The organism is Pseudochelatococcus sp. B33, from assembly GCF_053570585.1.
This window is the reverse complement of sequence record NZ_JBSEFH010000019.1, coordinates 64,508-82,100: the sequence shown is the minus strand read 5'-3', so window position 1 is coordinate 82,100 and position 17,593 is coordinate 64,508. Positions and strand designations below refer to the sequence as shown.

The 17,593-nt window shown below is 67.2% G+C and carries 18 protein-coding genes; 5 read left to right on the top strand and 13 right to left on the bottom strand.

Going from position 1 to position 17,593, the window contains the following annotated elements; translation table 11 throughout:
• Positions 1-6: 6 nt before the first annotated feature.
• The 5 genes from ACUSIJ_RS20325 to ACUSIJ_RS20305 form a co-directional block, all read right to left on the bottom strand.
• Positions 7-1,068 (bottom strand): Gfo/Idh/MocA family protein, encoded by a 1,062-nt coding sequence (locus ACUSIJ_RS20325; RefSeq protein ID WP_449310242.1) that lies wholly within the window; start codon positions 1,066-1,068, stop codon positions 7-9.
• On the bottom strand, positions 1,065-1,499 hold the full coding sequence (aroQ, locus tag ACUSIJ_RS20320) for a type II 3-dehydroquinate dehydratase (protein WP_449310241.1): 435 nt from the start codon (positions 1,497-1,499) through the stop codon (positions 1,065-1,067). The genes ACUSIJ_RS20325 and aroQ overlap by 4 nt, the downstream gene beginning before the upstream one ends.
• Before the next feature lie 109 nt (positions 1,500-1,608).
• Positions 1,609-2,436 carry a transporter substrate-binding domain-containing protein gene (locus ACUSIJ_RS20315; protein ID WP_449310240.1) on the bottom strand — a complete coding sequence of 276 codons (828 nt, stop codon included), beginning with the start codon at positions 2,434-2,436 and terminating at the stop codon, positions 1,609-1,611.
• A gap of 196 nt (positions 2,437-2,632) precedes the next feature.
• Entirely contained in the window at positions 2,633-3,532 is a 900-nt protein-coding gene (locus ACUSIJ_RS20310; RefSeq protein ID WP_449310239.1) for an NAD-dependent epimerase/dehydratase family protein, read from the bottom strand.
• On the bottom strand, positions 3,529-4,227 hold the full coding sequence (locus ACUSIJ_RS20305) for a hypothetical protein (protein ID WP_449310238.1): 699 nt from the start codon (positions 4,225-4,227) through the stop codon (positions 3,529-3,531). Before ACUSIJ_RS20305 ends, ACUSIJ_RS20310 begins: the two co-directional genes overlap by 4 nt.
• Positions 4,228-4,382: 155 nt before the next feature.
• On the opposite strand from ACUSIJ_RS20305, the gene ACUSIJ_RS20300 reads away from it, so the two are divergent.
• From ACUSIJ_RS20300 to ACUSIJ_RS20290, 3 genes are all read left to right on the top strand, one after another.
• Positions 4,383-5,123: an SDR family NAD(P)-dependent oxidoreductase gene (locus ACUSIJ_RS20300; RefSeq protein ID WP_449310237.1), complete on the top strand. Its 741-nt coding sequence runs from the start codon at positions 4,383-4,385 to the stop codon at positions 5,121-5,123.
• An 8-nt stretch (positions 5,124-5,131) separates the two neighbouring features.
• Positions 5,132-5,950 (top strand): sugar phosphate isomerase/epimerase family protein, encoded by an 819-nt coding sequence (locus ACUSIJ_RS20295; protein WP_449310236.1) that lies wholly within the window; start codon positions 5,132-5,134, stop codon positions 5,948-5,950.
• Between the two features lie 141 nt (positions 5,951-6,091).
• Entirely contained in the window at positions 6,092-6,772 is a 681-nt protein-coding gene (locus tag ACUSIJ_RS20290) for a GntR family transcriptional regulator (RefSeq protein ID WP_449310235.1), read from the top strand.
• 109 nt (positions 6,773-6,881) lie between these two features.
• Here the strand turns inward: ACUSIJ_RS20290 and pobA are convergent, their stop codons facing one another.
• The 6 genes from pobA to ACUSIJ_RS20260 all read right to left on the bottom strand — a co-directional run bounded on the left by pobA (position 6,882) and on the right by ACUSIJ_RS20260 (position 13,304).
• Positions 6,882-8,054, bottom strand: a complete 1,173-nt coding sequence (pobA, locus tag ACUSIJ_RS20285; protein WP_449310299.1) for a 4-hydroxybenzoate 3-monooxygenase — start codon at positions 8,052-8,054, stop codon at positions 6,882-6,884.
• A gap of 230 nt (positions 8,055-8,284) precedes the next feature.
• Positions 8,285-9,097, bottom strand: coding sequence for a sugar phosphate isomerase/epimerase family protein (locus ACUSIJ_RS20280; protein WP_449310234.1), 813 nt, complete (start codon positions 9,095-9,097; stop codon positions 8,285-8,287).
• 2 nt (positions 9,098-9,099) lie between these two features.
• Complete coding sequence (locus ACUSIJ_RS20275) at positions 9,100-9,711, bottom strand: NIPSNAP family protein (protein WP_449310233.1); 612 nt, start codon at positions 9,709-9,711, stop codon at positions 9,100-9,102.
• Positions 9,708-11,444 (bottom strand): FAD-dependent oxidoreductase, encoded by a 1,737-nt coding sequence (locus ACUSIJ_RS20270; protein WP_449310232.1) that lies wholly within the window; start codon positions 11,442-11,444, stop codon positions 9,708-9,710. The genes ACUSIJ_RS20275 and ACUSIJ_RS20270 overlap by 4 nt, the downstream gene beginning before the upstream one ends.
• Positions 11,441-12,277: an IclR family transcriptional regulator gene (locus tag ACUSIJ_RS20265; RefSeq protein ID WP_449310231.1), complete on the bottom strand. Its 837-nt coding sequence runs from the start codon at positions 12,275-12,277 to the stop codon at positions 11,441-11,443. Before ACUSIJ_RS20265 ends, ACUSIJ_RS20270 begins: the two co-directional genes overlap by 4 nt.
• 136 nt (positions 12,278-12,413) lie before the next feature.
• Positions 12,414-13,304 (bottom strand): NAD-dependent epimerase/dehydratase family protein, encoded by an 891-nt coding sequence (locus tag ACUSIJ_RS20260; RefSeq protein ID WP_449310230.1) that lies wholly within the window; start codon positions 13,302-13,304, stop codon positions 12,414-12,416.
• 251 nt (positions 13,305-13,555) lie between these two features.
• Here ACUSIJ_RS20260 and ACUSIJ_RS20255 point away from each other — a divergent pair, with 251 nt between their 5' ends.
• On the top strand, positions 13,556-15,280 hold the full coding sequence (locus tag ACUSIJ_RS20255; protein ID WP_449310229.1) for an FAD-dependent oxidoreductase: 1,725 nt from the start codon (positions 13,556-13,558) through the stop codon (positions 15,278-15,280).
• 120 nt (positions 15,281-15,400) lie between these two features.
• Positions 15,401-16,252, top strand: a complete 852-nt coding sequence (locus ACUSIJ_RS20250) for a PhzF family phenazine biosynthesis protein (RefSeq protein WP_449310228.1) — start codon at positions 15,401-15,403, stop codon at positions 16,250-16,252.
• 24 nt (positions 16,253-16,276) lie between these two features.
• Here ACUSIJ_RS20250 and ACUSIJ_RS20245 read toward each other — a convergent pair whose 3' ends face one another.
• Both ACUSIJ_RS20245 and ACUSIJ_RS20240 read right to left on the bottom strand, forming a co-directional pair.
• On the bottom strand, positions 16,277-16,942 hold the full coding sequence (locus tag ACUSIJ_RS20245; RefSeq protein ID WP_449310227.1) for a DNA-3-methyladenine glycosylase family protein: 666 nt from the start codon (positions 16,940-16,942) through the stop codon (positions 16,277-16,279).
• Positions 16,939-17,568, bottom strand: a complete 630-nt coding sequence (locus ACUSIJ_RS20240) for a bifunctional transcriptional activator/DNA repair enzyme AdaA (RefSeq protein WP_449310226.1) — start codon at positions 17,566-17,568, stop codon at positions 16,939-16,941. The genes ACUSIJ_RS20245 and ACUSIJ_RS20240 overlap by 4 nt, the downstream gene beginning before the upstream one ends.
• Between the last annotated feature and the right edge of the window lie 25 nt (positions 17,569-17,593).

Here is a 17,593-nt window from a genome sequence, read left to right as displayed (position 1 = left end):
TCCCGGTCACGCCGCAACCCCGCTTTCGTCGAGCATCTCCGCCACGGTGACGGTCCGGTCCTCGCGTGCCGCGCGGTCCACCGCAAGGGTCGCGGCAAGCGTCAACAGGCCGTCGCGCGCCGTGACCAGCGGCTTTTCCTCGCGCCGGATGAGCGCCACGAAATGGTCGAGCTGGCTGAGATAGGTCGGCGGGCCCCCGGCGCCGCGGTACTCGCGCACGAGCGGGTGCTGCCAATGCGCATTCTCGTGCGCATGACGCCAGAGATGCATGTCGGAAACGGAGAGGGCGGCCCGGCGTCCGGCAAGGAACAGATACGAGCCGGGCTGCGCGGGATGATAGAGCGCCTCCCCGGATGTATATTCCCACGCCCAGGGGCTGACGGCGTTATCCGAGATGAGGAACGTGCCGAGGACACCGTTCACGAAGCGGACGGAAACGCTCGCGGTGTCTTCGACCTCGAATCCCCGTCGCCCATTGGAGGTGAAGGCGCGGATACTGTGTATTTCCCCCACCAGATGGCGCAGGACATCGATATCGTGGATGAGGTTGATGAGAATGACCCCTCCCCCGCGCTGCCTGCGCCATTCCACGTCGAAGTAATCGTCCGGCTTGTCGAAGAGCGTCATGCCGTTGACGGCGACGAGCTCGCCGAGTTCGCCGGCCTCGATCGCACGCCGGGCGGCGCGGATATCGGGGCTGTGGCGCCGCTGATGGCCGACGAGGACCGGCACGTCGTGCCGCTCGGCGGCGTCGACGATCAGGCCGGCAGCGGCAAGGCTTTCCGCTATCGGCTTTTCGACCAGGCAGGCAATGCCGCGCTCGATGCAGGCCAGCGCAGCCGGAGCGTGAAGCCGGTTCGGCAGGGCGATGATCGCGCCGTCCGGGCGCATCTCCTCCAGGACCGACACGTAGTCGGTGCGATGCGGCACGGAGAGCCGCTCCGCCAGGGCGGCGGCCTCGGGCGAGGGATCGCATATCGCGGCGATCGAAACGTCCCGGCGGGACGCTATGAGGCCGGCGTGCTCGCGGCCGATCAGGCCGGCGCCAAGCAGGACGATTCTGGTCACTTCGTCATCTCCACCATCGCCCGCAAGGCCAGCCGGTAGCCGAACGCGCCGAAACCGGCCATGACCGCCGTCGCCGTCCTGGAGACCAGGGACTTGTGATAGATCTCTTCCCGCTGATGGACGTTCGAGATGTGGAGCTCGATCTTCGGACCGTTGAAGGTCTTGAGCGCATCCAGAATGGCGATCGAGGTGAAGGTATGGGCCGCGGGGTTGATGATGATGCCGGCGGCCGTGTCCCGGGCGGCGTGGATGGACTCGATGATCTCGCCCTCGAAGTTCGACTGGCGGAAGTCGATGGCGACGCCGAGCTCCGCGGCATCGGCCTCGCACCAGCCACGGATCTCGTCGAGGGTGGTACGGCCATAGATATCGGGCTCGCGCTGGCCGAGCAGGTTGAGGTTCGGCCCGTTGAGTATGAAGATCGTTCGCATTTCGGTTCCCGACAGATGGTGGAAAGGGCGCGACCACGCGAACGCGGCCGCGCCTCGACATGTCTTGCCTCGGGACCAGAAGTCTCGCGACTATGAGGCCCTGCCGCGGTCACTCGACGGTGAAGGGCACGCCTTCGACGGCCTCCGGAAAGTCCGGCAGCGGCTGCGCAAGCCACTTCTGGCTGATCGCCTCAAGCCGGCCATCGGCATGGATCTTGTCGATGAACGTGTTGAGCCAGGCGTTGATTTCCGCGTCGCCGAGCTTGGTGGTGATGCCCTGCCATTGCTCGTTGAACACGAGCTTCTGCTCGAAATCGTTGCCGGGCGCGGCCTTGTCGAGATTGATCTTGTAGGTCGTGTTGCCGCCGATGGCGTCGACCTGGCCCGAGACGAGCGCCTGCATGGTGGAGCTGTCGTCGTCGAAGCGGCGAATGTTCGGAATGTCGCCGAGCAGCGTGGTGATCGCCTTGTCCTGAGCCGCGCCGCGCGGCACGCCGATGCGCAGGTTGCGGGCGTCCTCGATCGTCTCGATCTTGTTCTTCTCGCTCGAGAGCAGAATGATCTTCAGCCCGGAATAGGGCTTGGAGAACTGCACCGCCTTGGCGCGGTCGGGGTACATGCCCATGACGGCCATCTGCAGGTCGACCTTGCCCGTCAGCAGGTTCGGAATGCGGGCGGCGACCGCATTGGGCACGAACTCCACCTTCACTCCGAGTTCTTCGCCGATCAGCCTCGCCACGTCGACGTCGTAGCCGATGTTCTGGCCACTGGCGTCGATCGACCCCCATGGCGCCTGCTCACCCATGACGCCGACGCGGACGACACCCGCTTCCTTGATTCTTTCGAGTGCCTGCGCGCCCGCACCGGAAGCGGCGCCTGCAACTCCCAGACTCGCCGCAATGGCCAAGACGGCAACCCGAACCGAAAACTTACCCATTCTTGATCCTCCTCCATGAAGTGAATTTCGACTGTTTGTACAGTAGTTTTATTTGATATGGCGATATTTATTCATAATATATATTATTATATCGCCAGATAATACGGCATTACCAAGGTCAATAGTCATGCCGCATGTTGATACTTCTCGTCCGGCTCGCATGATGACCATGAACAGCCGACGGAAAGACCGACATTCAGTTCGCCTGGGCGCGGTAGTGCGCGACGGTCAGCCTGATGCCGTCGCGAAGCCCTGTCCGGGGCAAGGGGCCGAGCAGGCCCTCATAGGGCGTTTCGCCGATCTCGGCGGCCATGGGAACGGGAGGCCCGCTGAAATCGATCCTTGCACCGGGGATTTCCGCCCGGATGGCATCGATGATCTCGGGAACATCCGCGGTCCCGCCGCCGAGCGAGAAGGCATGCGCCCCTTCGAACGGCCGTATCGCGGCGGCCGCGAAGACGGCGGCGGCATCGCCCACGAAAACAAGATCCTGCGGACCGGAATAGCCGATCGTGTAGGGCCTTCCGGCGACGGCTTCCCGGCAGGCGATGGTCGGCCCGGCCGTCAGGCCGATCGCACGCCCCGGTCCATAGACGATGGTCGGGCGCAGGCCGACGCTGGCGACGCCCTCGTCGAGCCAGTAGGCCCGGGCACAACCCTCGCAGGCGAGCTTGTAAGCGCCGTAAAGCGTGACCGGATCCGGCCTCGTTCCGTCGTCCGGCCCGAACACGGCGGCACTGCTGGCATACACGACGCGGGGGATTCCGTTGGCCTTCGCAGCCTCGAACACATTGAGCGTGCCGATCAGGTTCACCTTCGCGCCGAGGATCGGATCGGCCTTGCAGGCCGGCGTCAGCAGCGCCGCCAGATGGACGATGGCATCGCAGCCGCGCGCCGCCTCCGCCACCGCGGCGGTATCCGTGACATCGCCCCGGACCCAGTCCGCGCCCTCCGCCTGCTCGCCCGCGATCTCCCGCACGACGCGCCGGTCGTCGGCAAGGTCGAAGATGCGCACCCGATGCCCGTCCTTCGACAGCGACCGCAGGATCCAGCCGCCGAGGAAGCCACCGCCGCCGGTGATCAGTATCCGTTTCATGCATGCACCCGCATATCTTCTGACGTCAGGCTGAAGGCCGTTTCATAGATGAGGCCGGCCGGCGAACCCAGCACGCCGCAGGCAATGCCGAGACGCTCGATTGCCGGCAAGGCGGCTTCAAGGCCGGCGCGGGAGGAGCCTTCGACGAGGAGAACGGCGTCGAACCCCTTTTCGGACATCGCCTGACGCAGTTCCGTCTCGCGCGTGCGAACGCCCGAAACCTCGCTGCGGGCAACGCCGAGATGCACGCAGGCCACGCCCGGCAGAGCCAGGACCTCATCGACGAGCCCCTGGGCCTTGTCGCGCAACGCCGCTTCCGCGTCCGCCGCCGTGAAATCGAAACGGATGGTCGCCATGCTGCCGCCGTCTCCGTTGCCGGCGGTCACGATCCTTTCGCAGGCGACACGCAGGAAGTTCTGAAAGCTCGGCGCCACGGCCGCCGTCCAGGGCGTCGGATTGTTCAGGCGCTCGATATAGCCCGCGGAGCGGAACACCTCCACATCGTCGGCGGCATAGATCGTGCCGAACACGTAGCGGCCGGCTTCCGGCGCATGCAGGCGCTTGCCGGTCCTGAAACCCGGAATGGACAGGCGCTCGAGCATATGCTCGCGCGTATGCCACTCGATATATTCGCCGTGCTTGCCTTCGGCGATGTCATGCCAGATGGCAAGAAATGCCGATCCCTTCAGTCCCATCTCGCTCTCCTCCCGAGCCTTCGTTTTTGTGCAGTCGCATTCCCGGCGGCTTGACAACTGAATCGTTTCCGCTCCATATGGGCTACTAGAATGTTAGTATGTTTGTTTGTCAAGCGGGTAGTTTTGCTGCCCCTTGCCAAGGCCGGGGAGACATCATGCAGGCAGCGGAAACGTCGCGGGTCGCAATCGTTACGGGGGGAGCCGGCGGACTGGGACTGCCGATCGCCGCACGTCTCGCGGCCGAAGGGCACAGGATTGCCATCTGGGACATCGACGGCGAACGCGCCGGTGCGGCCGCCGCGAAACTGCCCGGGGCCAGGGGCTATGTCGTCGACGTCACCGATGCCGCGGCTGTTGCCGGGGCGACCTCGCAGGTCGTAGAGGATCTCGGCGCGCTCGGCATCCTCGTCACCTGCGCCGGCCACAACGGCCCCCTGAAGGAATTCGCCGACTATCCACACGACGGCTGGCGATTCGTCATGTCCCTGAACCTCGACGCGGTGTTCTATTGCTGCCAGGCTGCGGTGCGGGAGATGCTCAAGACCGGATATGGCCGCATTGTCAACATGGCCTCGATCGCCGGCAAGGAAGGCAACCCGAACGCGGTCGCCTATTCTGCGGCGAAGGCCGGCGTGATCGGCCTGACGAAATCGATCGGCAAGGAACTGGCGGCGACGCAGATCCGGGTGAACTGCGTCACGCCCGCCGCGATCGACACCGACATGCTCGATCAGCTCACGCCCGAATTCAAGGCCTACGTGACCTCCAGGATTCCGGTCGGCCGCCTGGGCCGGGCGCAGGAAGTGGCCTCCCTCGTCGCCTGGCTGGCATCGCAGGAGTGCTCGTTCTCGACGGGCGCGGTCTTCGATGTCTCCGGCGGCCGCGCGACCTATTGAGGTTTCCCATGCACGACCGCCATCTGCTGTCTCTCGCCTATCTGACCGTCCAGGGCTGCCCGCCGGTCGACCACGTCAAATGCGCCGCCGCGGCCGGATACGACGCGGCGGGCCTGCGCCTGATCGCCCCTCACGGGCTAGACCTCGCTCACCCCATTGTCGGCAACGGGCCGCTGATACGGGAAATCCGGACCGCGGCAGCCGATCTCGGCATATCGTTTCTCGACGGCGAAGTCTTCACGCTGCGGCCGGAAACCGATGTCGAGGCGTGGCGGCCCGTCATCGAAACCGCAGCGGAATTTGGCATGCCGCTCATGCAGATCACCTGCGAGGACCCCGAACCGTCCCGCGCCGCCGACAATCTCGGCCGCATCGCCGATGTCGCGGCGGAGCACGATATCGGGATGGCGATCGAATTCATGCGCTGGCGCTCCACCGCGACGATCGAGGACGCCTTCCGGCTGGCCCGGGCTTCCGGACGCCGCAATGTCGGCATTCTGCTCGATGCGCTGCACCTCTCGCGCTCGGGCGGCGGCCCGGCTGCGGTCGCGGCGCTGCCGCAGGGCGCCATCCTTTATCTGCAACTTTGCGATGCGCCGGCCTTGCAGCCCGCCGACGACGATGCCCGCATCGCCGAGGCGCGCGGCGCGCGGATGATGCCCGGCGAGGGCGGGCTCTGGTTGAAGGAGCTGATGACGACGCTGCCCCGGGATATCGCCATCAGTGTCGAAACGCCTCACAAGGGGGATTCGTCGCTGAGCTTTCCGGAGAAGGCACTGAGCGGCCTAGCCGCGACCCACGCTTTCCTCGAGTCGATACCGGCATGAGGGAGACTTTGAAGACCGGAACGATTCGAATAAGTTGAGTTTCACGGCGCCCGTGTGGAATCATCCATCATCGGAACGCATCGAACGACAGGGACAAGTTGCGAAGTGGATTCGAGACCACGAGGTTCATTGACGGCGCGCGTGACCGAGCGTCTGCGCGAGGCCATCCTTGACGGAGAGTTTGAACTTGGCGACGCTCTGTCGGAAGACAAACTCGCGACGATTCTGGGCGTCAGCAGAAGTCCGGTGCGGGAAGCGTTCACGGCCCTGGCGCAGGAAGGTTTGATCGATATACGGCCCCAGCGCGGCAGTTTCGTCTTTCTGCCGACGAAGGAGGATACCGACAACCTGTGCGAATTCCGCAAGATGATCGAGTGCGAAGCGATGCGTCTCGCCATGCAGAGGAAGCGTGACGAGACGTTGGCCGGAATGAAGAGCGCGGCCACGGAAATGGACAAGGCGATGCGCGCCGACGATCACCTCGGGGCTGCCCGCGCGGACACGAAATTCCACAGCACCGCCATCGAGAACAGCGGCAATCCCTATCTCATCAATGCCTACCGCCTCGCCGCCGGCAAGGTGGCGACCCTCCGGTCGCACAGATCGACGCTGCCGACACGCCAGACGGCGAGCCGGGAGCATTTCGAGATCATCGAACACCTGGATGCGGGCGATATGCCGGGCGCGCTGGACGCGCTCGGCGCGCATATTCTGAAGATGGCCGAACGCTACGGCATCGAAGCCACCCGCGCGACCGAACCCCGGAACGGCAGGGCGACGCGCAGACCCTCCTTCGACCATCTCGGGCCGCTGCCCGACTGATGCGGCGCTGGCGCATTTCTCCTTTTCGTCGAAACGGACAAATGCTCTATCTCTTTGTTTCTACGCAATTCTGGATGCAAAATCGGTTCCCACTTTTGCTGGAATTGCTTTAGAACGGCAGCCCGACATAGTTCTCGGCCAGCGCGGTGGAAGCCGCTTGCGAGTGGACGAGATAGTCGAGATCGGCTTCCTGCATCTTCTGGTCGAACGGCCCCTCATCGGGGAAGCGATGCAGGAGCATGGTCATGGACCACGAAAAGCGCTCCGCCTTCCACACGCGCGCCAGCGCCCGCGCGGAATAGGCGTCGATGCCGGCGGACGAGTGCTCGGCGTAGACCTCTCGCAGGCCCTCATGGAGGTAGTGGACGTCGCTTGCCGCGAGATTGAGGCCCTTTGCTCCGGTCGGCGGCACGATATGCGCCGCGTCGCCCACCAGGAACAGGCGGCCGAAACGCATCGGCTCGGCGACGAAGGACCGCAGCGGCGCTATGGACTTCTCGAAGGTTTCGCCCGTCACCAGGGCTTCCGCGTGGCGCGCCGGCAGGCGGCGGCGCAGTTCGTCGAAGAAGCGATCGTCGCTCCAGTCCTCGATCTTCTCGTCGAGCGCGCATTGAATGTAATAGCGGCTGCGCGTCCGCGAGCGCATCGAGCAGAGCGCGAAGCCGCGCTCGTGCCTGGCGTAGACCAGTTCGCGATCGACCGGCGGCCGGTCGATCAGCACGCCGAGCCAGCCGAAGGGATAGACCTTCTCGAACGTGCGGATCGCGCTCGCCGGCACGGACTGGCGGCTGACGCCGTGATGACCGTCGCAACCGGCGATGTAGTCGCAGTCGATACGACGCGTGACGCCGTTCTTCTGGAAGGTCACATAGGGACTGTCGGTATCGAAGTCGTGGAGGGCGACGCCGGCTGCCTCGTAGAACCCGTCCGCGTCGCTTTTCCGGCGCTCGTCGAGCAGGTCCTGGGTCAGTTCCGTCTGGCCGTAGACCACGACGTGCTTGCCACCGGTGAGCTTCGTCAGATCGATGCGGTGGTCCTCGCCGCCGAACCCCAGCGAAATGCCTTCATGCGGCAGGCCCTCCCGGTGCAGGCGCTCCGCCGCGCCGGCCGCTTCCGCCACGCGCACGGTGCCTTCTTCCAGCACGCCGGCGCGCACGCGGCCCAGGATGTAGTCCGGGCTGACCCGATCCAGAATGACGTTGTCGATGCCGGCCCTGGTCAGGAGCTGACCGAGCAGCAGGCCCGAGGGACCCGAACCGACAATGACGACCTGCGTGCGCATCATGCCTCCCCGAAGCATTTGATATTGGCTTCATTCTGGAGAGAACAGGCCGTCTTTCAATGGATGATCCGCGCGTAAAATTGCATTCGTCACGCTTGGATGCGTGACGATTGGGCACGTGACGCATGGGCACGTGACGCATGGGCACGTGACGCATGGGCACGTGACGCATGGGCTCGTGACGCATGGGCTCGTGACACCGGGGCGGGGACGCCCTGGGCGGGCATGACTCAGGCCCGGCCGGCCGCACGCAGAATCGCGCGCGTTGCGGCGTTGGCCATCGCCGCCCGGCCGGGCGCGTCGATCTTCTGCGCCAGCGCGCGATGCGGCACCTCCACGCTGATCGTCACCCCTTCCGGAATGGCGCGGACGAGGCCGACGAGGTCGATGCCGCCCTCGCCCGGAAACAGCCTCTCGCCGCGCGCAACGCGGATCAGCGCCTCGTCGCCCGGGTCGTAAGGCACCGGCCCGTCGCAGAGCTGGACGTAGTTCACCCGCCCGCGCGGCAGCGCGGCGATCTGGTCGAGCGTCGTGGTCGAGCGGTCGACGTGCAGGGCGTCGACCAGCACACCGCCGTTCGGACGCGCCGCCGCCTCGACGATGCGAAGCGCCGCCGTCAGGTCCGCAACCGCTGTCCAGGGCATGAACTCCAGATCCGCCGTCAGACGGTGCGCTGCCGCCAGGTCGCAGAACCGGGCGAAGTTTTCCGTCAGCCGGTCCGCTTCCGGGTCATCGCCGGCCACGAGCACATGACGGGCGCCGAGAGCCTCGCAACGGTCGCAAAAGTGCCTGAACAGGTCCCAGTCATTCTGCGGTTTCAGGCGGATGATCTCCACCTCCCCGACGGCAATTCCCGTGTCGGCGAGCGCTGCGCGCACCTCGGCGAGGTCGCGCGCGCCCGTCAGCAGCGGATAGTCCGGTTCCCCGCCGGCGGGAAGGATGCGCAGGCCGACCAGCCCATAGCCGGTGGCAGCGGCGATGCGCACCGCCTCCACCGGACTGACGTCGAAGGTGGTGAGAAAGGCGAGCGAGAGCGGATGCATGGTCATTTCAGCGGCGAGAAGGGCAGCGGCAGGGCGATCTGGCTCGTCATGTCCGGGGTCAGCCAGTCAGGTCCGCCTTTCGGCGGCCAGACGCCGTCGGCAACCGATTTGGCGCGTGCCTCGGCGCGCGCGGCAAGGCTTTCATAGGGCCAGATGTGGGTCAGGCGTGGTTGGCCGTCGAGGCCGTAGAGGGCCACGATCAGCTTCGAATACGCCTCGCGCTTCGGCACGGCCTCGGCCCATCTTTCGATGATCGGAGCCAGGCCGTTGACCTTGGCCCGGTAGGTGCGGAACTCATAGACGGATCCGTAATTGCCCGGCTGGACGGGCGGCAGGAAGTCGAAGGCGCGGTAGCTTTCGAGCGACAGCGCCGTCAGATGCTCCGCAGCGCCGAAGGGGTTGTCGCTGCGCAGGGTGCGTTCTCGCTCCTCCAGCAGTTGCCCGATGTCGTCGAAGGCGCGCAGCACGAAGACGCGGTTCAGCGTGCCGATGTCCGTGCCCCAGGCGCCGACGAGGCGCCCCTGCCCGGCCCCGACCCATGCCTCGATCCCCGTGGCGGCCTTCCCCGCACCGCCGATCACCGTGTCGAGTGTTGCAAGTTCATAAAGACTCATGTCGTTTCCTCCTGCTGTCTGAGCGCGATATCGATCCCCGAGACGGGCTGGCCGGCGAGAACGCGGCCGGCGATGTATCCGAAGGTCATGCCGGGGCCGAGCGTGATGCCGCCCGACGGATAGTTGCCCCCCATGATCGACGCCATGTCGTTGCCGACGGCGAAGAGACCCGCCACCGGGCGGCCCGCGCCGTCGAGCACGCGGGCAGCCTCGTCCGTACGCAGCCCGGCGAACGTGCCGAGCGAGCCGGGCACGATCTTCACCGCATAGAAGGGTGCCTGCGTCAACGGCGCGAGTGAGGGGTTCGGCCGGTGGTCCGCGTCGCCCTGCACGCGATTATAGGCCGACTGCCCGCGATGAAAGACAGGATCCTCGCCCCGCGCCGCATGGCGGTTGAAATCGGTGACGGTGTCAGCGAGCGCAGGCGCGGGGATGCCGCAGGCGCGGGCCAGATCGGCGAGCGTGCGCCCGCACCGCAGATAGCCCGACCGCACCGCGGGGCCGGTGGGGAAGGGAAAGGGCTTCGCCCAGCCAAGCCCCCAGCGCCGCTGCGCGGCGTGGTCCGCGATGAGCCAGGCGGTGGGCTGATGGCCGGCGGGTGTTGCGGCGATCAGCGCCTGCATGAAATCGTGGTAGCTGTCCGCCTCGTTGACGAAACGCCGGCCGGCGGGCGTGACGGCGATGATGCCCGGCTTCGCACGCTCCACGAGGTGCGGGAAACGCGCCACCGTACCATCCGGCCGCGGCACCAGCGAGACGGGCGCCATGGCGACGGCGGATGTGAGATCGCCGGCGACCGCGCCGCCCGCCGTCTCGGCCAGCCGCATGCCATCGCCGGTGTTGCCCTCCGGCGCGGCGGAATAGTGGCCCTCTCCCCCGCCCGCCTGCGGCGCGAGCGCCGAAAGGCGCTCCGCATCGTGCGGAAAGCCCCCGGTCGCGAGCACGACGCCGCGCCCAGCCCGCACGACGGTTTCGCCGCCCGCTGTCCCCAGGCGCGCCCCGCTCACGCAGCTTCCCTCGCAGAGCAGTTCCCGTGCCGGGGCGCTGTCGATCAGCGTGACGCCGAGATCGAGAGCCGAGCGCATCAGGCGCGCGATGAGCGCGTTGCCGTTCACCAGCGTCATTCCCCGCCCGCAGAGGGCCACATCGCGCAGGTGGCGGGCGATGCGGCCCGCCGCGTACAGTGCGGAACGGGGCTTGCGCGTCGCATTGAAGAAATGCGCCATGTCGGCACCGCTCGCGATCCCCATGCCCCACAGGCTCGCAACGTCGAGCGGCGGGCGCAGCTTCGCCGCCCACTCGCCGAGGCCGCGCGCGTCATAGGGCGCGGCCGAGACGGAGCGTCCGCCGTCCTTCGCGCCGGGCGTTTCATGGAAATCCGGGATGCGATTGCCGTCGATCCAGTGCACGGCGGTGTGGTTCTGGAAGAAGGATACCATGTCCGGCCCGTTGGCCAGAAAGACCGGCAGGCGCGGATCGCCGGCCCGATTGCCGAGTTCGCTGCACAGATACGCGAGCGGGGCTTCGGGCGGCTCCACGATCCCTGCCGCCAGCGCCAGCGGATTATGCGGAATCCATAGCCACCCGCCCGACCATGCCGAGGTGCCGCCGAAGACCGGCTCCTTCTCGGCTACCACGACCTTCAGCCCGAAATGGGCCGCCGTCACCGCGGCCGCAAGGCCGGCGGCGCCGGAGCCGATCACGAGGACGTCGCAGGCGATGGTGCGATTCATGCGCGCCGCCGCTCCCCGGCGGGGGCGCCTTCCACCACCCGCATGATCGCCTGGAAATAGTGCGAACCTGCCGCCGCCTCGCCCAGTTCGACGGCGGTCGCCTGCAGGCTCGGCGCGAGTTCCGCCATCCGCGCGGCCGTCATGCGCACGGCGGGCCCTGCGATCGACAGGCAGCCGAGCACCGCCCCCTTGCCCTGATAGCGCACCGGCACCGCCATGGCCGCCATGCCGGCGATATAGCTGTCTACCGCCGTTGCGTAGCCGCGCGCACGCGCCTCGGCGAGTTGCTCGAGCAACTCGGTCAGCGTGCGGGGCGCGTTCGGCCCGGCCCCTTCCGCCTCGCGGATCAGGCCCTGCGCCGAGACGCGGGCGAGCGCCTCCTCGTCCGTCATCGTCGACAGCCACGCCTTGCCACCGGAGGAGCTGGCGAGATGGACGACGACGCCCTGCTCCTGCCCCGGATCGTAGCGCAGGCCGCGCGTCGCCCCCTGCGCGACGGCGACCCAGATCAACTGGTCGCCGTCGATGACGGAGAGCCGGATGAGTTCTCCCGATTCCGCCGCCAGCCGGTCCAGCACGGGCTGGGTGATGTCGGTGATCCCCGCGCGACCGAGAAAACCGAGGCCCATGGCAGGCAGCTTGATCGTCAACGCGTAATCGCCCTGTGTCTGAACCTGCCTGACGTAACCGAGACGGGCAAGTTCCTGCAAGGTACGATGAACCCCGCTGATCGGCTGATCGGTCGCAGATGCGATGGCCGACACCGGCAGGCCGGTCGGGTGATCGACGAGAAGTTCTACGATCGAGAATGCCTTTTCGAGGACGCTGCTCATGGATTGTTTCCGCTGTTGAATACGTTTCCATTTGCATCATGCAACGGCGAAAGGTCAACCGCCCTTGTCGCGCCGTTCGCGCGCCGCCCGAACCCGGGGCTGCACCGCAGGCGCGGTCATGATGCAACCGAAGGCGTCAGGCGGGAACCTGCCGACGCAGTTCATCCAATGTTTTCGCTATGCCCGCGTTGACCGGCGTCACCGGATGGTCTCCGAGCCATGCCGGCACCGGATCGGAGGCGAGGTCACCGGGAATCTTGAGCGGGCTTCCTGCAACCGTGATGCCCGTCCAGCCGGTTTGACGAACCAGCTCATCGACGAATTCGTCGACGCCGCACGTCTGTCCGGCGACGGTCAGCACCGGAGACCCGGCCAAGCCGCCGGAAAGAGCGGCGACCAGCAAACGAGCCACGTCATCGACGTGCACGAAGCCGGCACGGCCGGAGAAACGGATCGTCGCCGGCTCGCGGCGCAACGAGGCGGCGATCGCGATCGACGGGCCGGCCGCGATGCCGCTGCTCTCTCCCGGTCCGTAGACGATATAGGGACGAAGCCCCAGGCTGGGCACGCCATGATCGGCCGCATAAACCCGCGCAACGCCTTCCACGGCCAGCTTGGTGACGCCATAAATGGTCATCGGAAACGGCGTATCGGCGCTGTCCGGACCGAAGACGCCCGCCGAGCTGAGATAGGCCACCGGCAGCTTCGCCTGCTTCGCCGCCTCGAACACATTGATACTGCCGGTCAGATTGACCGCGCTCGCCCGGGCCGGGTCGCGCGCGCAATCGACCGTCAGCATGCCCGCCAGATGGACTATGCCGTCACAGCCTTCGGAAGCGGCGGCGACGGCGTCCGCGCTGGTGACGTCTCCCGTCACGAACTCGCACGCCGCCGCGTCGCCCGGTCTGAGCCTCGCCGCGTTCGGTGCGAAATCGACAATCCGCGGCCGCATTCCGGCCGCGAGCAAACGCGCAATGACGCGCGCGCCGATGAAACCTGTGCCGCCGATAACGAGAATCCTGGTCACGCGGGCCCCCTCAACCGGTTGTTCTGCGCGTCTGGAGACATGATCGCTCCGACCGGGTGAGGCGGCGCGACCGCCGACGATTGCAAGCCTCGTCCGATCTGTCGGGTCGATCTCATATTGCAATAAATGGAATGTAATTCAATAAAAAAAACGTCTTCCATTTTCTTGATGCGCATGCCAGTTTGCCACGTACGGAGAACGGGATCAGCAGCCGCGGACAAGCAGGCAAGGCGGCTCGGGAAAGAAGCCACATGAGCAACGCAACCGGGGAAACATCCACGCCGCAGCAGGCACAAGCTTTTCATGAGGAGACCGACCTTCTCGTCATCGGCGCCGGCGCGGGCGGCATGACGGCGGCCCTGACCGCCGCCATCGAAGGATTGTCGGTGATTGTCTGCGAAAAAACCGGAATGGTGGGCGGCACCACGGCGACGTCGGGCGGCACCACCTGGGTGCCCGGCACAGCCCTGAGCGAGAAGGTGGGGGCGCCGGACAATGTCGAGGATGCCCGCACCTTTCTACAGCATGTCGTGGGAAACCGTGGTGGAGACGATCTGCGCGCGGCGTTTCTGGAATCCGGCGCGCCTGCCATCGAAGCGCTGGAGAAGGCGTCCGAGGTCCGCTTCGCAGCCGCGGCCGCGCATCCCGACTATCTCGATGGTCCGGGGTCCGCCTATGGCGGACGCGCTCTGGCACCGCTCGAATTCGACGGCCGCCTGCTGGGCGCCGACTTCTTCCGCGTCCGCCCGCCCCGGGCCGTCTTCATGGGTCTTGGAGGCATGATGGTCGGACGCGCGGAACTCGGCGCCCTGCTCAATCCGCTGGGCTCGCTGGATAATCTGCGGACTACGCTGCGTCTGGTCTTGCGCCAGGCTCTGGACCGCCTCAGGTATCGCCGCGGGACGAGGCTGATCATGGGCAATGCCCTTGTTGCCCGCCTCTTCTACAGCCTCAGGCAGCGCGGCGTGCCGATCCGGTTCGACAGTCGGCTGACGGACTTCGTGCGCGACGGCAGAAGCGTCATCGGCGCGACGATCGACACGCCGGAAGGCCGGCGGACCATCCGCGCCAGGCGAGGCGTGGTGCTCGCCACAGGGGGCGTGGCCTGGAACAAGGCATTGCGCGCGAGCCTGTTTCCGGCTCAGGTGGCGCCCCTCTCCCAGGCGCCGGAAAGCAACACGGGCGACGGTATTTCCCTGGCGGTCGAGAAGTTGGGAGCCAAGCTCGACGACGGGCATGACAGCCCCGGACTATGGATGCCCTGCTCATTCCTGAAGAACCGGGACGGAACGGAATCGATCTGGCCACATATCCTCCTCGATCGCGCCAAACCCGGCCTGATCGCCGTCGGTCACGACGGTCGCCGGTTCGTCAATGAGGCCGACAGCTACCACGATTTCTGCATGGGCATGATCCATGCGGGTCATTCGCAGGCGTGGCTGCTGGCCGATGCGCGCTTCGTTTCAAAGTTCGGACTGGGCCTTGTTCTGCCCGGCGGCCGGGGGCTCGGGCGCCTGCTCCGCGCCGGATATCTGGTCAAGGGAGCGACTCTGGAGGATCTCGCGCACCGGATCGGCGTAGACGCCGGCAACGTCACCGAAGCCGTGCGCCGCAACAACCGCTTCGCCGAAACGGGGGTCGACGACGATTTCGGGCGCGGCAGCAGTGTCGTGAACCGCTTCAACGGCGACCCCGAGACGAAGCCCAATCCATGCCTCGGCCCGATCGAGACGCCGCCGTTCTATGCGCTCAAGGTCCGCCCCGTCGATCTGGCCGGAAGCGCCGGCCTGTGCAGCACTGCCGACGGCGTCGTGCTCGACCGGGACGATCGGCCTATCGACGGCCTCTATGCCTGCGGCAACGACGCCCGGTCGATCTTCCGCGGCACCTATCCGGGACCGGGAACGACCATCGGACCGGCAATCGTCTTCGGCTGGCGGCTGGCGCGCCATGCCGCCGGCAGGCGCCCGTCATGATAGCCGCTCCCGTCGGGCACGCTTTCATTCCCGCGCAACAACGCTTATCATAGAATATTGTTTCAGCTTCGGGGCGACCGGGCCTCGACGCGTACAGATGCGTCCATGCGGGTAGTGATCATGGCCGAGTTCTCCTTTCATCAGGTCGACGTCTTCACCCGGCAGGCGACATCGGGCAATCCGCTTGCGGTCGTCGTCGGCGCCGACGGGTTGTCCGACCGGCAGATGGCGGCCTTCGCCAACTGGACCAATCTCAGCGAGACGACCTTCCTGCTGAAGCCCACGGAGGAGCGCGCCGATTATCGCGTGCGCATCTTCACGCCCTTTGGCGAACTGCCGTTCGCCGGCCATCCGACGCTCGGCTCCGCCCATGTGTGGCTCGCCTCGGGCGGCATTCCGAAGGAGCGGGAGATCGTGCAGGAGTGCCCCGTCGGGCTGGTGCGCGTGCGCCGGGACGGCGACAGGCTCTCCTTCGCCGCCCCGCCCCTGTGGCGCTCCGGAGAGGTGGAGGCGGACGTGCTCGCACGCGCCGCCACGTGTCTGCGGCTTGCGCCGGAGGCGATCGTCGCCAGCAACTGGGTCGACAACGGGCCGGGCTGGTTCGCGCTCCTGCTGCGATCGCGCGAGGACGTGCTGGCCGTGGAGCCCGATCATGCGCTTCTCGGCGGTCTGATTCTCGACGGTCACAAGATCGGCCTCGTCGCACCGTGGGACCCCGCCCGCGATGGCGGCGAGGCGCAGTTCGAAGTGCGCGCCTTTTTCGCACCGGGGCGGGAGGATCCGGTCACGGGCAGCCTCAACGCCGGGCTGGCGCAATGGCTGATCGGCGCCGGCATTGCGCCCGCGAGCTACGTCGCGAACCAGGGAGCGGCGCTCGGCCGGGAGGGGCGCGTGCACGTGCTGCAGGACGGTGCCGATATCTGGATCGGCGGCGACATCGCGCCGTGCATCAGGGGCACCGTGGTCCTGTAGGCCGTCCCTCCCTGAACGAGGCGATCAGCCGATGACCCCCTCGCGCCTTTTCAGCACCGCGTAGTAGGCCCATAACAGGTGCGCGGCGACGCCGCGCCACGGCCGCCATTGCTCCGCGAGCGCGTGAAGCTCGCGCGCGGCCGGGCGCGCGGACAGGCCGAAGGTCTGGCGCGCGGCTTCCTGCAGCGCGAGGTCGCCGGAGGCGAAGCCGTCGCGATGGCCAAGGCACATCAGGCTGTAGATGTCCGCCGTCCAGGGGCCGATGCCGGCAATCGCCGTCAGCCGTTCCCGCACGGTGTCGGCATCCGCGTATTCGAGCGCGGCGAGGTCGAGCCCGCCCTCCGCGACCGCCACCGCCATGGCGCGCAGCGCCCGCTGCTTCGGTCGCGACAGGCCGCATTGCCGCAGCTCCTCGTCGCTCGCGAGACGCACGCGCGCGGCGGTGACCTCGCCCAGAACCAGCCCGGTGCGGTCCCATATCGCCCGGGCGCTGGCCACCGAAACCTGCTGCCCGACGACGATCGCGGCAAGCCCCGCGAAGCCGCCCGGCCGGCGGCGCAGCGGCGGCACGCCGGTGCGCGCGATGAGCCGCTCCCAGACCGGATCGGCAGCGGCGAGCACCTGCATCCCCTCGGCGAGGTCCGCCTCGGAATCGATCACCCGGCGCGGCGCGGCAAGGGACCCCGTCAAGGCGCCGCCCCCGAAACGTGGAGACGCGCCGCCCCGCCGCCCGCCTCGCGGCGCGGCAGGCGCGCCGAGCGCCTGATGGCCGTCGGCGGCATCCGGTAGACTTCGTGAAACACCGCGTTGAACCGGCGCAGGCTGCCGAAGCCTGCCCGCAGGGCGATTTCCGTCATCGACAGGTCGGAATCGCTGATGAGCCGCTTGGCGTGCTGCACCCGTGCCGTCTTCGCCACCTGCACGGGCGTTGCGCCGAGATGCTTGCGAAACAGCCGCAGCAGATGACGCGCGCCGACGCCCAGCCGGCCGGCCAGATCCTCCACCCGGCCGACGCCGTCGAGCGCCCCTTCCTCGGTGACGAGGCGCACCGCCCGCTCGACGGTCGCGAGGCTGCCTTTCCAGGCCGGGCTGAAGGGAGCCGTCTCCGGGCGGCAGCGCAGGCACGGACGGAAGCCCGCTGCCTCGGCGGCGGCCGCGCTCGGCAGAAAGGTCACGTTGCGGCGATAGGGGTGGCGGACGGGGCAAATCGGGCGGCAATAGATCCCCGTCGTGCGCACGCCGACGAAGAACCGCCCGTCGGATGCCGGGTCGCGGCGCAGCCATGCCTGTTCGCAGAAGATCTCGTCCAGTGTCATGACGCCAGCCTACACCCGACCGCCG